Origin of the sequence: Kutzneria sp. NPDC052558 (assembly GCF_044547355.1) — a bacterium.
Classification (GTDB): Bacteria; Actinomycetota; Actinomycetes; order Mycobacteriales; family Pseudonocardiaceae; genus Kutzneria.
Genome location: NZ_JBIUAG010000023.1, coordinates 1 through 15,204, shown reverse-complemented (window position 1 = coordinate 15,204; position 15,204 = coordinate 1). Strand labels below are relative to the sequence as shown.

Genomic DNA, 15,204 nt, shown 5'->3' with positions numbered 1-15,204 from the left:
ATGGGAAGCGCATGTGGCGTAAGAGGGGGTGTCAGCGGTAGTTCTGGGCGAACCTGACTAGGGTGCGGGCGGCGAAACCGGTGGCGCCGGGGACGACCTCGTCGTAGGTGGTCTCGGAGCGGGCGGGGCCGGCGATGTCGAGGTGGGCCCAGGGCAGGTCGCCGCTGAACTCGCGTAGGAACAGGGCGGCGGCGATGGCGCCGGGGCCGCCGGGGGCCTGCTTGACGTCGGCGATCTCGCTGCGCACGGAGTCGGCGTGGTCGGCCAGCAGCGGCATCCGCCAGTGGGCCTCGCCGACCTGCTCGCCGGCGGTGATCAGCTGCGCGGCCAGCGAGTCGCTGGTGGCGAACAGGCCGCCGGTGCGCAGCCCGAGGGAGATCTTCATGGCCCCGGTCAGGGTGGCCACGTCGACCAGCACGTCCGGGGAGTGCTTGCGCACGGCCCAGGTCATGGCGTCGGCAAGCACCATCCGGCCCTCGGCGTCGGTGTTGCCGACCTCGGTGGTCTTGCCGCCGTAGTGCCGCACCACGTCGCCGGGCCGGTAGGCGGCGCCGGACACGTGGTTCTCGGCGCACGGCACGAGACCGGTGACGCGAACGGGCAGCTTCAGCGCGGCCACCGCGGTCAAGGCGGCGATGACCGCGGCCCCGCCGGCCATGTCGGTGCGCATCAGGTGCATGCCGTCGGCGGGCTTGATGGAGATGCCGCCGGTGTCGAACGTGATGCCCTTGCCCACGAACACGATGTGCGGGGCCTTCGACGACCCACGCGGACGCCACGTCAACTCCAGGAAGCGCGGCGGCCGGGAGGAACCGCCGCCGACGGCGAGCACGCCGCCGAAGCCCTGTTCGGCCAGCCACGCCTCGTCGCGCACCTCGGCGGTCAGGCCGGCGACGCTCTCGACGATCCGCGCGGCGGTGCCGGCGAGCCAGGCCGGGTCCTTGACGTTTGACGGAGTGTTGGCCAGGTCCCGGGTCAGGGCGGTGGCGGCGGCCAGCGTCACGGATTCGGCGACGGCATCGGCGACCGGAGCGGATGTGACCAGCAGCACGGACTTCGTGCGCGCGGCCGGCGTGTCGCCGGTGACCTTGAACTTGTAGCCGCCCAGGGCCAGGCCCAGCGCGAACGCCCCGGCCTGCTCGGCGGTGACGTCCTCGGGCAGCAGCACCTGGTGCCTGCCGACCTCGTGCTCGTCGGCCGACCGGACCAACGCGGCCCCGGCGGACCGCCAGTCCTTCACCGTGCCCTCACCGACGCCGACGATCCAGTCACGCCCGATCCGGCGCACCTCGCCGGTCTTGCCGGTGGGCTCGAAGGCGGCCAGTGCGGTGTCGTCGAGACGGTCCCGCCCTGGCCCGTAGACCGGGCCGTCGGCGACGATCACCGAGGTGGGCAGGCCGCGGCGCGGGGTCGGCGCGACCTCGATCGCGGGCAGCGGAGTGGGCACGGCAGGCGCCGTCGAGCGCACGTCAAACCTCCAGCAGGGGAACGAATTCTGCCCCGGCTCCACGTGGGAAACCGGGGCTGAGGGGAACACGCGGCGGGAGCGTCAGTTCACGACGCCCTTGAGGGCATCGCCCAGTTCGCTCGCCTCCTCCGCCGACATCTCGACGACGAGGCGCCCACCACCTTCGAGGGGCACCCGCATCACGATGCCTCGCCCCTCCTTGGTGACCTCAAGGGGACCGTCGCCGGTCCTGGGCTTCATGGCCGCCATAGCGTGCTCCCTCCGTCTGTCCAGCTCGGCCCGACCGCCTCCCAGCCTGTCGGGTCCCCTGCATTCTCCCCCATCCGCGATCGGGCGTGAAACCGAACCGATCTTTTCGGCCTCCCGCCACCGCCACCATCTTGGCAAGTCAGCGGCCCTGCCGCCGAGCCGGCACGCCGGGCGGAGGTGGTCCAGTCCTTCACATGTCCGCTGTGGACGGTCAGCGGCGGGCCCGCCAGCAGCCGGCCACGTGGTCGTCGACCATGCCGGTCGCCTGCATCAACGCATAGCAGGTGGTGGGGCCGACGAAGACGAAGCCACGCTTGCGCAACGCTTTGGCCATCGCCGTGGACGCCGGCGTGATCGCCGGCACGTCGGCCATGGTGCGTGGGCGGGCGCGGCGGCCGGTCGGCGCGAACGACCACAGCAGCTCGTCGAGCGGCTGGTCCAGACCGAGCACGGTGCCGGCGTTGCGGATGGCCGCGTCGATCTTCTGGCGGTTGCGCACGATGCCGGCGTCGGCCATCAGCCGCTCGACGTCGGCCTCGTTGTAGGCGGCGACCTTCTTGGGGTCGAAATGGTCGAAGGCGGCCCGGAAGGCCTCGCGCTTGCGCAGGATGGTCAGCCAGGACAGCCCGGACTGGAAGCCCTCCAGGGTCATCCGCTCGAACATCTCCGGCACGCCGCGCAGCGCGACGCCCCACTCCTCGTCGTGGTAGCGCCGGTAGTCCTCTGTGGAGTCACCCCACGGGCAGCGGACCCGCTCGGTCACCGGGCGTTCTCCTCCACGGCGGCATCCTGCGCGGCGGCCTCCAGCTCGGCGACGCGGGCCCGCAGCTCGGTCACCTCGCGGCCCAGCCGGTCCAGCGCCCAGTCGACCTCGGACATCTTGTAGCCCCGGAACACCTGCTGGAACCGCAGGTCCTGGATGTCCTGCTCGGTGACCGCGTCGGCGGGCAGCCGCGTCGGCGACGCGCCCGGCGGCAGCGGGCCCAGCTCCTCGCCGCGGCCGAAGATCAGCGACGCGGCCAGGAACACCACGCCGGCCACCACGGCCATCACGACGAGGTAGATCAGTACGGTGGTCACGGCATCGATCGTGGCACGTCCGGGGCCACCCGTGCACGGGGGCCGTCCGTAACCCGCGAGTCGGGCCCGCGCAGCGACCGCATCGGCGGCCGGTCGGCGGTCGACACCGCGCTCGGATCGGGCAGCCATTCCCCGTCCACCTGCACGAACTGGGTCAGCACGGTGGCATCGCCGACGTCCATGCCACAGCGGCCGAGGGCGGTGCCGAGAATCTGGCTGGCCATCACGCCCAGTTGCAGCAGCGACCGGTTGCGGTGCTTGCGCACGCCCAGGTTCACCTGCGCCAGGCCAGCCAGCCCATACATCGCGTATGTGTCGATCAGCAGCCCGATCTCCACGCCGTAGCCGGCGGCGAACGGCACGGATTCGAGCAGCTCACGGGTGGCCGCGTACTCCCCGCCCAGCGGCTGCACCACCCCGGACAGCTCCGGCCGCAACGCGGCCAGCACCGGTCGGGCCAGCAGCTCGGTGACCCGGCCGCCGCCGCTGCTCTCCAGCCGCAGCGGCCGCCGGTAGAAACCCTTGACCAGCTGCACTCCCGGCGCGGTCAGCAGCGGGCCGAGCAGCGCCGGCACGAAGGCCGGGTCCGGGTCGACCAGGTCGGAGTCGAGGAAGACGACCAGGTCGCCGGTGGTGGCGGCGAGCGAGCGCCAGAGGACTTCTCCCTTGCCCGGCAACGGTTCCAGCTCGGGCAGCACGTCGCCGCGCCGCACCGCCCGCGCCCCGGCGGCCTCGGCCCGGGCGATGGTCCCGTCGGTGGAGCCGGAGTCGACCACCACCAACTCGTCCACCAGCGAGCCGAGCAGCGGCCGAACGGCGGTCACCACCGCGCCGACCGACTCCTGCTCGTTCAACGCCGGCAGCACCACGCTGACCGTGCGATCACCCTTGGCGCGCACCAGTTCCGGCACCGTCCACGCCGGCTCCTGCCAGGTGCGGTCGCGAAACCACTGCTCGGTGACTGGTAACACGTCAGGCCAGCGCCCTCAGGACGGCCGACGGCGGTCGAGTGCCGGCGATGCTGGCCACCATCTCCAGCACCCGCCGGGTCTGCCGGACCTGGTGGGCGCGGAAGACCCGCGCGCCGCCCCAGGCCGCCACCGCGGTGGCCGCGAGGGTGCCGTCGACCCGCTCGTCGAGGTCGACGCCGAGGGTCTCGCCGACGAAGTCCTTGTTGGACAAGGCCATCAGCACCGGCCAGCCGGTGCCGACCAACTCGTCCACCCGGCGCAGCAGCTCCAGCCCGTGCCAGGTGTTCTTGCCGAAGTCGTGGGTCGGGTCGATGAGCACGCCCTCGGCCGGCACGCCCAGCGCCACCACCCGCTCGGCGGCGGCCACCAGTTCGGTGACGACCTCCTCGACCACGTCGGCATACCGCGGCCGGAAGGGATCGGTGCGCGGGGCCAGGCCGCCGGTGTGCGAGCAGACGATGCCGACGCGATGCTCGGCCGCGACCTCGGCCAGCTTCGGGTCGGCGCCGGCCCAGCTGTCGTTGATGATGTCAGCGCCCTCGCGGCAGGCCTGGTCGGCGACCTCGTGCCGCCAGGTGTCCACGCTGATCACGACGTCGGGGTGGCGCTCCCGCACGGCGGCGATGAACGGCACCACGCGGCGGGCCTCCTCGGCCGCGTCCACGGTCTCGCCCTGGGAACCGGCCCGTACGCCGCCGATGTCGATGATGTCGGCGCCCTCGGCCACCGCCGCGTCCACCGCGGCCATCGCGGCCGTCTCGGTGAAGGTGGCGCCGCGGTCGTAGAAGGAGTCGCGGGTGCGGTTGACGATGGCCATCACCAGCGCGCGGTCCGCGCCGGCCGGCCTCGTCCCGAATCGCAACGGTCGCACAACGGTCATGGTGCCACGCCGAGCCCGGCCCACCTGTTTGGAGTAATGTCCGTCACTGTTGCCGGGACAAACATCTCCGCCGGCGATGAGCGATCCTCCTGTATGCCACAGGCGTCCGAGACGGGTCAAATCGCGGTGGGACGATCATTGTTGGACTCCGTCCCCCGGCCGGGTATTCCAGCCAAGGCCCTCACTTGCGCTTTTACCCATTCGGCCTAGCGAATCAACACCAGCGGGTGATACCGATTACCGATTTTTGGTCCACCCGAACGTGGGCACGCGGGCGGACCTGGGCGATTTCGGGGCTAGCCTCGGTCCGGCCGAGGCGATCCACGAGCAGGAGGGGGCGCACTTCCGCTCGCCGCCCGGCGCACAACACAAGATCACAAAGGAGAGACCGTGGCCAAGAAGGCTCTTGTCGTGGCGGTGACCGCGACCGGAATGCTGGTCATCGGGGCACCGGCATTCGCGGCGGCAGCACCGGCGGACAACCCCCTTTTCCAACAGCCACTCGTTTCCAACGTGAATGTCCTCAGCCAGAACGTGGTGCCGACCGGCAACACCAATGGCGGTAACGGCAACAATGCCGGTACGGGCAATGTCGGCGGCAACGGCAACAACATCGGCGACAGCAACAACGGCGGGAACGGCAACAGCAACGGCGGCGCGGGCAACACCGTCGGCGGGGGCAACGCCGGCGGTGTGCACAACGGCCTGGCCAAGCTGGCCCAGACGGCTTCGGTCCCCTTCGCAGACTTCCTCGGCGGCAGCGTTGCGGTGCCCACGGGCGGCCCCGGCAACAACAACGCCGGCGGCGGCAACAACTCCGGCGCCGAGAACACCGGCGGCAACGGCAACAACATCGGGTCGGCCAACAACGGCGGCAACGGCAACAGCAACGGCGGTTCCGGAAACACCGTCGGCAGCGGCAACTCGGGTGGCGTCGGCGGTCACGCCTACTCGTACGCGCCGGACGCGATCAACCTGCCGGAAGGCGGATTCGTCGAGCGCAGCCTGGCCGGCGGCCCGGGCAACAACAACGGCGGTTCCGGAAACAACGCCGGCCAGGGCAATGTCGGCGGCAACGGCAACAACATCGGCGACAACAACAACGGCGGCAACGGCAACAGCAACGGCGGCAACGGGAACACCGTCGGCGGCGGCAACTCCGGCGGCATCGGCAACCACCGCGCCGAGCACCGCGTGAGCGTGCCGCCGTTGGTCTCGCCGGCCCGTTCGCTGACCGGGGCGGCCCACCACTGGCCGCTGCCGGGCAACAACAACGGCGGCTCGGGCAACAACGCCGGCAACGGCAACGTGGGCGGCAACGGCAACAACATCGGGAACAACAACAACGGCGGCAACGGCAACAGCAACGGCGGTTCCGGCAACACCGTCGGCGGCGGCAACTCCGGCGGCGTGGGCAACCACTGACCCAGCCCGAGACGGCGGTGTCACCCCTTTGCGGGAGTGACACCGCCGTTCAGCCGTGACGCGCGTCACAGCTCATTGCTACTCCAGAGTAGGTCCAAGTTTACTGCCGAGTAGATATGTCGTGACCGAGGTCACTCTGGAGGGCAAGTGCGCAGGTCAATGACGACTCTGCTGGCCGTTGTGGCACTGGTGCTGGGGCTGGCGGCCACCGCCGCCGCCGCGCCGGCCGCCGGCTTCAGCACGAGCTACGAGGCGATTCCCGGCGACGGCGGCACGACGCTGCACGCGTTCGTGATCCGCCCGACCGGCCGCGGCGACGGGCCGTTCCCGCTCGTCGTGCTGCCGAGCAGCTGGGGCGTGAACGACATCGAATACGTGGGCGCGGCGGCGAAACTCGCATACCAGTCGGGTTACGTGGTGGTCAGCTACACCGCCCGCGGCTTCTGGGACTCCGGCGGCCAGATCGAGGTGGCCGGCCCGAAGGACGTGGCCGACGCGAGCAAGGTGATCGACTGGGCGCTGGCCGACACGAACGCCGACCCGGCCCGCATCGGCATGGGCGGCATCTCCTACGGCGCGGGCATCAGCCTGCTCGCGGCCGCCGCCGATCCCCGGATCCGCGCGGTGGTGTCGATGAGCGGCTGGACCGACCTGGCCGCCTCCCTCTACCCCAACCAGACCGTCAGCTCGCTGGCCGTGGACGGGCTGTTGGCCGCCGGCCACCTGACCGGGCGGCCCGGCAAGGACCTCCAGCAGGCCGAGAGGGACTACCTGGCCGGCGACTTCGCCGACGTGCTGCCGATCGCGCCGGTGCGCTCGGTCGCCACCAAGATCGACGCCGTCAACCGGCACGGCGTGGCCGTGATGATGGCCAACGCCTGGGAGGACTCGCTCTTCCCGCCCAGCCAGCTGGTCGACTTCTACGGGAAGCTGACCGGCCCCAAGCGGCTCATGCTCACGCCCGGCGACCACGCCACCGCCGAGGTGTTCGGGGCGGCCGGGCTGCCCAACGAGATCTGGGACGCCGCCGACCGCTGGTTCGACCACTACCTGCGTGGTGTGGACAACGGCATCGACCGGGAGCAGCCGGTGCGGGTGAAGGCGGCCAACGGCGGCGGCTGGCAAGGCTCGGCCGGATTCCCGACCCAGCAGCGGACGATTCGGCTGGACAGCACCAGGTTCGCCGCCGGCGTGGACACCATCGCCGACAGCGGCGTGCCGATCGTGAGCGGTGCTCTACAGGGCTACCTGAAGATCCCGACCGGCGTCTCGATCCCGCTGGTGTCCCGGTCCGCGGCCGCCGTCTGGTCCGAACCCGCTGCGGCACAAGGCTTTGAGGTCGACGGTGCCCCGCACGCCATGCTGACCGTCACGCCGGGCGCCGCCGACACCACGCTGTTCGCCTACCTCTACGACGTGGGGCCGCTGGGCCTCGGGTCGCTGATCACGCACAAGCCGTACTCGCTACTGGGCGCGAAACCCGGTGTGGCCAAGGACATCGACCTCGGCCTGGAGCCCATCGCCTGGAATGTGCCGGCGGGGCACCATCTCGCGCTGGTCGTGGACACCGTCGACCCGCGCTACGGCTCGTCGAGCACGATCGGCAGCACGGTCACGCTGTCCGGCACGTTGACCGTGCCGGTCGCCTGAGCTGGAAGGCGGGGGCCCCGGCGCGGGAGCCCCCGCCTTTCCACTACTTCAGCGCCTTCACCAGCGCCGGCACGAACTTCGACGCGTCGAGCGTGCCCCAGCCGGACACGATGTCGAAGCCCGGGCCGGCGGTGTAGCCGGTGACCGCGCCGTAGCTGTTGTCACCGCTGGTCACGTCGACGATGCCGGACTTGTCGGCCTTGGGACCGAGCTTGCCGTACAGCGCCGGGTTGATCTGGCCCAGCCGGCCGCCCTTGGCCTGCACGGCCAGCGCCAGCACGCCGGCGAACAGCGGCGAGGACTCGGAGGTGCCGTAGATGCCCTCCATGGTGATGTCCGGGAACGAGCGGAACTTGCTGCCGGTGCTGCCCTTCACCGAGTTCTGCCAGCTCGGCCGGGCGTAGGTCTTGGACACGCCGCCGCCCGACGGCCGCCACAGCACGTCCGGCGCGGTGCGGTTTCCGTTGGCGTCCAAGGAGAGCACGGTGCCGCCCAGCGCGGTGACGTTCGGGTCCGACGCCGGCCAGCTGGCCGCCCGGTAGGGGAAGGTGCCCGGGCCGGTCAGCACCGGGTTGGTGGCGCCGTAGTCGCCGGAGGAGGCGACCAGCGTGACGCCGGCCTTGCTGGCCCGCTCGAACGCCGGGTCCAGGCTCTTCACCGAGTCCAGCGACGGGAAGGTGTCCTCGGCCGTGCCGAAGCTCATCGAGATGACGTCGGCGATGCGGTGCTTGGTCATGTAGTCGACCGCGGCCATCATCTCCGGCAGGCCGGTGAAGCCCTGGGTCTCGGCCACCGGCGTCGCCGCGATCACGATGTGCGCGGCCGGGGCCATGGTGTGGATCATCTCCACGTCCAGGTCGGTCTCGCCGCCCCAGGACTGGCAGGTCGCGGTGTCCACGCCCGGGTCGGCGCAGCCCGGCACCGGGCCGGACGGCGCGATCACCGAGATGTCGGCCGGCGGCAGGCCGTTGCGCTGGTCGTAGGCGTCGATCACGGCCTTGATGTCGGCGTCGCCGTAGGACACCAGCGTGGCCACGGTCGATCCCGCGCCGGTCAGGCCCTGGTTCCACAGCGCCGGCGTGTTGTAGGCCTTGGCCAGCCGCGGCAGCGAGGCCGTCGCCGCCTCCAGGCGCTGCACCTTCTGCTCCACCGTCGTCGCCCCGACGAACGAGGCCGCCGCCGCGCTGAACGCGTGGTGCGACTGCTGCGCCGCCCGCGGCTGCGGACTCGCCGCCGCCGGCACCGCCGCCACCGCCGTCGCGGCTAACGCCGCCCCCACCACGACCCCTGCCCAACCTCTACCGCTCATCATCACTCCTAGTCACCATTTTTACGTGCGGAAGGCGGCATTCCTCCACCCCGAGTGGAGGAATGCCGCCTTCCAAGCTTGGTTGTTACGGTCAGCGAAGCGCCGCCACGAGGGACGGGACGAACTTGGCGGCGTCGATGGTGCCCCAGCCGGAGACGATGTCGAAGCCCTTGCCGGCGGCGTAGCCGGTGACCCCGTTGAAGGAGTTGTTGCCGGAGGTCACGTCGACGATGCCGGCCAGCTTGCCGCTGTAGAGCGCCGGGTTGACCTGGCCCAGCCGGCCGCCCTTGGCCTGCGCGGCCAGCGCCAGCACGGCGGCGAACAGCGGCGAGGACTCGGAGGTGCCGCTGGTGCCCTCCATGGTGATGTCGGGGAAGGACCGCTTGGTGCTCTTGGTGATCGTCGAGACGCTGTCCTGCCAGGCCGGCCGGTTGTACACCTTGGACAGGCCGCCGCCGGAGTCCGGCCACAGCGTGGTGTTCGGCTTGCCGCTCACCGAGTTCGTGCCGCCGACCGCGGTCACGTTCGGGTCGGAGGCCGGCCAGCTGGCGGTCCGGGTGCTGAAGTAGCCGCCGGCCTTCTTGTGGTTGGTGGCGCCGGAGTCGCCCGAGGAGGCGGTGAAGGTGATGCCGGCCGCGCTGGCCCGCTGCAACGCCGGGTCCAGCCCGGTGATCTGGGCGTTGGAGTCGAAGTTGTCCTCGGCCGTGCCGAAACTCATGGAGATGATGTCGGCCGACTTGTTGGCGGTGGCGTAGTCCACCGCCCGCATCATCTCGGGCAGGCCGTCGATGCCCTCGGTCTCGGCCACCGGCGTGGCGATCACGACGATCTTCGCGCCCGGGGCAAGGGTGTGGATCATCTCCACGTCCAGGTCGGTCTCGCCGCCCCAGCTCTGGCAGGTGGCGGTGTCCACGCCGGCGTCGTGGCAGCCGGGCACATGGCCGACCGGCTCCAGGATCTGCACGTCGGCCGCGGGCAGCCCGTTGCGCTGGTCGTAGGAGTCGATGACCGACTTGATGTCCTTGTCACCGAAGGAGACCAGCGTGGCCACGGTAATGCCGGCCCCGTTGTTCCCCTTGTCCCACAACGGTTTCACGTCATACGCGGTGGCCAGCCGGGGCAGCGCCGCCAGCGCCGTCTCCAGCCGCTGCACCTTCTGCGTCACGCTGTCGGCGCCGACGAAGGACGCCGCCGCCGAGCTGAACGTGTGGTGGCGCGACGTCACGTGATCGGGGGCGGGCGCCGCGACGGCGGGCGCGGCGGCGACGCCGCCCAGCGCCAACGCGGCCCCGACCACCAGCACACCCGCGGACTTGACCGATCCTCGGCCCATGACTCTCCTCCTGACCAGCGGAGCGACTCCGCCCCATTCAAGGGGGTGCCCCGCGCCGACCGTCAGGTCCGAAAGTCGGGAATCAGTGCACCTGCTCCCACGCCCGATAGGCGTCCTGGACCACGCGGACGGCGTCGTCGATGTCGTCCGTAAGATGTAGCAGCCGCATGTCCTTGGCCCCGATCTTGCCGCCGGCTTCCACCGAATCGTGTAGCCAGTCGTAGAGGCCCTGCCAGTAGGACCGTCCGAACAGGACGACCGGGAACTTGGTGACCTTCTTGGTCTGCACCAGGGTCAGCGCCTCGAACAGCTCGTCGAGCGTGCCGAAGCCGCCGGGCAGGCAGATGAAGGCCTGGGCGTACTTGATGAACATGGTCTTGCGGGCGAAGAAGTAGCGGAAGTTGACGCCGAGGTCGACCCACGGGTTCAGGCCCTGCTCGAACGGCAGCTCGATGCCCAGCCCGACCGAGTAGCCGCCGGCCTCCGACGCGCCGCGGTTGACCGCCTCCATCGAGCCCGGGCCGCCGCCGGTGATCACCGCGAAGCCGGCCTCGGCCAGCGCGCCGCCCAGCTTGCGGCCGATCTCGTACTCGGGGTGGTCGGGCTTGGTGCGGGCCGAGCCGAACACGGTGACCGCCTTGGGCAGCTCGGCCAGCGCGCCGAAGCCCTCCACGAACTCGGCCTGGATGCGCATGACCCGCCACGGGTCGGTGTGCACCCAGTCGGACGGGCCGCGGGCGTCCAGCAGGCGCTGGTCGGTGGTGGTGGACTCGCTGGAGCGGTCCCGGCGCAGCGTCACCGGACCGCGCTGCCGCTCCCGTGGCGGCTGCTCCTGGTTCTCGTTCATCGGGAAACCCTACTCAGGAAGGTGCGCAACACCGTCGTGCAGTGCGTGATCTGTGCTGCGGCCACATTTTCCTGCTGGGTGTGGGCCAGCGTCGGGTCGCCGGGGCCGAAGTTCACCGCCGGGATGCCCAGCGCCGCGAAGCGGGCCACATCGGTCCAGCCCAGCTTGGCCACCGGCGTGCCGCCGGCCGCCTCGACCAGCTCCCGGGCGGTCGGCGCGGACAGGCCGGGCAGCGCCCCCTCGGCCGCGTCGACCAACGTCAGGTCGAAGCCCTCGAACAGGACGCCCAGGTGGTCCAGCGCCTGCTCGGCCGTGCGGTCCGGGGCGAACCGGTGGTTGATCGTCAGCACGCACTCGTCCGGCACCACGTTGCCGGCGACCCCGCCGGTGATCTTCACCGCCTGTAGGCCCTCGCGGTAGTGGCAGCCGTCGATCTCCACCTGCCGCGGCTCGTACTGGTCGAGCTTGTGCAACGCGCCGGCCATGGCGTGGATGGCGTTCTCGCCCATCCAGGCGCGGGCCGTGTGCGCACGGATTCCCTTGGTGCGCAACTCGATCCGCAGCGTGCCCTGGCAGCCGGCCTCGATCACGCCGTTGGACGGCTCACCCACGATGGCCAGGTCGCCGCGCAGCCACTCCGGCAACTCCCACTCGATGCGGCCCAGGCCGTTGCGAGCCGCCTCGATCTCCTCGCAGTCGTAGAAGACGAACGTCAGGTCGTGCACCGGCTCGGCGATCGTCGCGGCCAGGTGCAGGAAGACCGCGTCGCCGCCCTTCATGTCCACCGTGCCGCAGCCGTGCAGCACCAGATCGTCACCCGAGCCGGTGCGGCGCAGCGGCAGGTTGTCGTTGATCGGCACGGTGTCGAGGTGGCCGGCCAGCACCACCCGGGACGGCCGGCCCAGGTTCGTGCGCGCCAGCACTGTGTTCCCGGACACCGCCAACTCCAGGTGCGGGGCCTGCGCCGCCAGCGCCGCGTGCACCGCCGCGGCCAGCGCTTCCTCGTCTCCGGAGACGCTCGGCACGTCCACCAGCGCGGCGGTCAGTTCGACGGGATCGGCGGTCAGGTCCAGGGTGGTCGTCACCTCCGGCACGTTACCGTTGTGCCGTGACCACCAGCGCTTACGGCACCGGCCTCGCCACCATCGCCGCCGACGGAACCGTCCTGGACACCTGGTACCCGTCGCCGACCCTCGACTCGCCCGCCGCCGACAAGCCCGACTTCGCCGACCTGCTCGGCGAGGACAAGGCCCGTGGCGTCACGCTCGTGCAGGTCGAGACCGTGATCGAGGACCTGTCCGCCGCGCCGGTCGACACCCACGACGTCTACCTGCGGCTGCACCTGCTCTCCTCCCGGCTGGTCCGGCCGCACGGCCTCAGCCTCGACGGCATCTTCGGCAAGCTCGCCAACGTCGTGTGGACCAACTTCGGCCCGTGCGCGGTCGCCGACTTCGAGGCCACCCGCCTCCGCCTGCGCGCCCGCGGGCCCGTCACCGTCTACGGCGTCGACAAGTTCCCGCGCATGGTCGACTACGTGCTCCCCACCGGTGTCCGCATCGCCGACGCCGACCGGGTTCGCCTCGGCGCCCACCTCGCCGAGGGCACCACCGTCATGCACGAGGGCTTCGTCAACTTCAACGCCGGCACCCTCGGCACCTCCATGGTCGAGGGCCGCATCTCCGCCGGCGTCGTCGTCGGCGACGGCTCCGACGTCGGCGGCGGCTCCTCGATCATGGGCACCCTCTCCGGGGGTGGCAAGGAGGTCATCAGCCTCGGCGAGCGCTGCCTCATCGGCGCCAACGCCGGCATCGGCATCGCGCTGGGCGACGACTGCGTCGTCGAGGCCGGCCTCTACGTCACCGCCGGCACCAAGGTCACCCTGCCCTCCGGCTCCGTCGTCAAGGCCCTCGAGCTCTCCGGCCAGTCCGGACTGCTGTTCCTCCGCAACTCCGCCACCGGCGTCGTCGAGGTCCGTCCCCGCCAGGGCCAGGGCATCGAACTCAACGCGGCGCTGCACGCCAACTGACCAGGCCGGGGACGTCTCCGGTCCCGTTGTCCACAGCCCGCTCCGGTTATCCACAGCCAACCTCAACCAAGATCATCCGGGGCTTGGCTCGGGTAGACTGGCAGCGGGGTCGCCCCCCTAGGGTTGGGCGGGGGCTGGTTTGGGCTGGGGTTCGGATGCTTGCCCCGCGCGGTTGCCGGGGAGTGGGGTTCGCATCGGGGTTGGCGCGAGGTTCGAGGGGGGCTGGCGTAGCCGTGTTCCCGGGTGGGTGTGGTTGTGCTTCGGGTGCCCGCGCCGCGCGGTTGCCGGGGCGTGGGATTTGCATTGAGAGGCCGGGGGCCGCTGCCTGACTGGGTGATGGGCCTTTTTGGTTAGCTACTCCGGGTGGATTTTGCGCGGAGACCTCTGGGCGATGGCGTATCAAGGCGCTATCGGGCAGGCTCCGCCTGCCTCGATACGCAAAAAGCTTATGCCATCGCCCCCCTCCGCGTAAAATCCACCCTCCGGAGCGTGAAGGTGTAGATGATTGTCGCCGTGGTGCTGTGGGCGGGGTCGTGATGCTGTTTGTGGCGTCGTCACGATTATGCATGAAACACAGGTTCACTCGTTAGTGGTTCGATTTGGATCTTCAATAGGGGTATCGTTGGGGTATGTCAGAAATCACCCGAGAGCTGGAGTCCGCTGAGCCTTCGGGAGCGATGCTGGACCTGCTCCTCGGCGCGGATCTCTCCACCCTCACACCCGAGCAACAAGTCACCGCATTCGTCATGGCCCGCAAGATCACGGCGGTTGCCGACCACGCTCGGCTGTGCATTCTCCGGAATTTCGACGACCTGGCCGAGATGTCCATGGCCACCCACGAGTCCGAACAGTCCCTGTTCCGCCAACAGGAACGCGCCGAAGTCCTAGACCGGCTGCCTCGGCTGTGTGAGCAGCTGCGACGCGGCGAGATCGACCTACGCCGCCTGGAGACCGTCGACGAGCGGGTGATCCACCTCGACCCCGCCACGATCCCCCAGATCGAAGACCAACTGGTCGAGGTCGCCGCCGAGCTCACCCGCACCCAACTCGCGCGCCGCACCACCAAGCTGGTCGCCGAGGCCGACCCTCTCGGCTACGAGCAGCGCCGCCAGAAGGCCCGCGACAAGGAACGCCGGATCGAGTTCTACCCCCTGCCCAACGGCATGGCCGAACTCCGCATCCGCATGTCCGCGATCGACGCCCGGCAGTGCTACGACATCGCCACCGCTGACGCCCGCGCCCTGTGCAAGGACTGCCGCACCACCGACCAGAAGCGGGTCGACGCGTTCCTGGACCGGTTCCTGGGCTACGGCATCGACCGCAAAGTCCAGGTCCACGTCACCCTCTCGATGGAAACCCTCATGGGCCTTACCGAGGACCCGGGCCTGCTCGACGGCTACGGCCCCATCAGCGCCGACTCCGCCCGCGAACTCGCGATGCTCGGCCCCTGGCGCGGGGTCCTGCTCGATGAGTACCAGCGGGCCGCCGCGATGGCCACCCACCTCTACAAGCCCCCAGCCCGGTGCCGGGAGTTCACCAAACTCCGTGACGGCGGCACCTGCTGCGCCCCCGGCTGCATCAACCCCATCCAAGAAATCGACCACACCATCCCCTGGCCCCAGGGAAAGACGAACCCGGACCAACTCAAGGGCTACTGCCAACACCATCACCACCTAAAACACGGCAACCACACCGTCACCCTCGACGAGGACGGGACCTTGCATTGGGTCACTCCGCAGGGTCGGCATTACACCACCCAGCCCCACCAGTACTGACCACGACCCGCCTGCCGCACCTGTTCTTTGACAACTCCACAGCGGACCGAAAATCCCCCTCCAACAAAGCGAAGCCGGCAACCCGCAAAAGCAGTCGGCAACACAGACTTTCCACTTCGACAATCGGAGGGTGGATTTTGTGTGGAGGGGGGCGATGGCATAAGCTTCTTGCGTATCGAGGCAGGCGGAGC

The 15,204-nt window shown here is 70.3% G+C and carries 14 protein-coding genes; 4 read left to right on the top strand and 10 right to left on the bottom strand.

Annotated elements, in window-relative coordinates:
- Window positions 1-31: 31 nt before the first annotated feature.
- The 6 genes from ACIG5F_RS33260 to folP form a co-directional block, all read right to left on the bottom strand.
- Window positions 32-1,468: a leucyl aminopeptidase family protein gene (locus ACIG5F_RS33260; protein WP_396523890.1), complete on the bottom strand. Its 1,437-nt coding sequence runs from the start codon at window positions 1,466-1,468 to the stop codon at window positions 32-34.
- Window positions 1,469-1,549: 81 nt separating this feature from the next.
- Window positions 1,550-1,717 (bottom strand): DUF3117 domain-containing protein, encoded by a 168-nt coding sequence (locus ACIG5F_RS33255; protein ID WP_184861929.1) that lies wholly within the window; start codon window positions 1,715-1,717, stop codon window positions 1,550-1,552.
- A 211-nt stretch (window positions 1,718-1,928) separates the two neighbouring features.
- The gene (locus tag ACIG5F_RS33250; RefSeq protein ID WP_396523889.1) at window positions 1,929-2,480 is read right to left on the bottom strand and encodes a DNA-3-methyladenine glycosylase I; all 552 of its coding nucleotides are present in this window, start codon (window positions 2,478-2,480) and stop codon (window positions 1,929-1,931) included.
- A complete protein-coding gene (locus tag ACIG5F_RS33245; protein WP_396523888.1) occupies window positions 2,477-2,797 on the bottom strand; it encodes a DivIVA domain-containing protein in 321 nt (106 codons plus the stop codon). The genes ACIG5F_RS33250 and ACIG5F_RS33245 overlap by 4 nt, the downstream gene beginning before the upstream one ends.
- Entirely contained in the window at window positions 2,794-3,768 is a 975-nt protein-coding gene (locus ACIG5F_RS33240; RefSeq protein WP_396523887.1) for a glucosyl-3-phosphoglycerate synthase, read from the bottom strand. Before ACIG5F_RS33240 ends, ACIG5F_RS33245 begins: the two co-directional genes overlap by 4 nt.
- 1 nt (window position 3,769) lies before the next feature.
- Window positions 3,770-4,648 carry a dihydropteroate synthase gene (gene folP / locus ACIG5F_RS33235; protein ID WP_396523886.1) on the bottom strand — a complete coding sequence of 293 codons (879 nt, stop codon included), beginning with the start codon at window positions 4,646-4,648 and terminating at the stop codon, window positions 3,770-3,772.
- Window positions 4,649-5,038: 390 nt separating this feature from the next.
- On the opposite strand from folP, the gene ACIG5F_RS33230 reads away from it, so the two are divergent.
- Window positions 5,039-6,073, top strand: a complete 1,035-nt coding sequence (locus tag ACIG5F_RS33230) for a hypothetical protein (RefSeq protein ID WP_396523885.1) — start codon at window positions 5,039-5,041, stop codon at window positions 6,071-6,073.
- Between the two features lie 159 nt (window positions 6,074-6,232).
- On the top strand, window positions 6,233-7,723 hold the full coding sequence (locus ACIG5F_RS33225; RefSeq protein WP_396523884.1) for a CocE/NonD family hydrolase: 1,491 nt from the start codon (window positions 6,233-6,235) through the stop codon (window positions 7,721-7,723).
- 43 nt (window positions 7,724-7,766) lie between these two features.
- Here ACIG5F_RS33225 and ACIG5F_RS33220 read toward each other — a convergent pair whose 3' ends face one another.
- The 4 genes from ACIG5F_RS33220 to dapE form a co-directional block, all read right to left on the bottom strand.
- Window positions 7,767-9,032: a S8 family serine peptidase gene (locus ACIG5F_RS33220; protein ID WP_396523883.1), complete on the bottom strand. Its 1,266-nt coding sequence runs from the start codon at window positions 9,030-9,032 to the stop codon at window positions 7,767-7,769.
- 91 nt (window positions 9,033-9,123) lie between these two features.
- On the bottom strand, window positions 9,124-10,365 hold the full coding sequence (locus tag ACIG5F_RS33215) for a S8 family serine peptidase (RefSeq protein WP_396523882.1): 1,242 nt from the start codon (window positions 10,363-10,365) through the stop codon (window positions 9,124-9,126).
- Window positions 10,366-10,447: 82 nt separating this feature from the next.
- Window positions 10,448-11,212, bottom strand: a complete 765-nt coding sequence (locus ACIG5F_RS33210) for a TIGR00730 family Rossman fold protein (RefSeq protein WP_396523881.1) — start codon at window positions 11,210-11,212, stop codon at window positions 10,448-10,450.
- A complete protein-coding gene (gene dapE / locus ACIG5F_RS33205) occupies window positions 11,209-12,297 on the bottom strand; it encodes a succinyl-diaminopimelate desuccinylase (RefSeq protein ID WP_396523880.1) in 1,089 nt (362 codons plus the stop codon). Before dapE ends, ACIG5F_RS33210 begins: the two co-directional genes overlap by 4 nt.
- Before the next feature lie 23 nt (window positions 12,298-12,320).
- Between dapE and dapD the strand changes: the two genes are divergently transcribed.
- Both dapD and ACIG5F_RS33195 read left to right on the top strand, forming a co-directional pair.
- A complete protein-coding gene (gene dapD / locus ACIG5F_RS33200) occupies window positions 12,321-13,238 on the top strand; it encodes a 2,3,4,5-tetrahydropyridine-2,6-dicarboxylate N-succinyltransferase (protein ID WP_396523879.1) in 918 nt (305 codons plus the stop codon).
- A 629-nt stretch (window positions 13,239-13,867) separates the two neighbouring features.
- A complete protein-coding gene (locus ACIG5F_RS33195; RefSeq protein ID WP_396523878.1) occupies window positions 13,868-15,013 on the top strand; it encodes a DUF222 domain-containing protein in 1,146 nt (381 codons plus the stop codon).
- The last annotated feature ends 191 nt before the right edge of the window (window positions 15,014-15,204 follow it).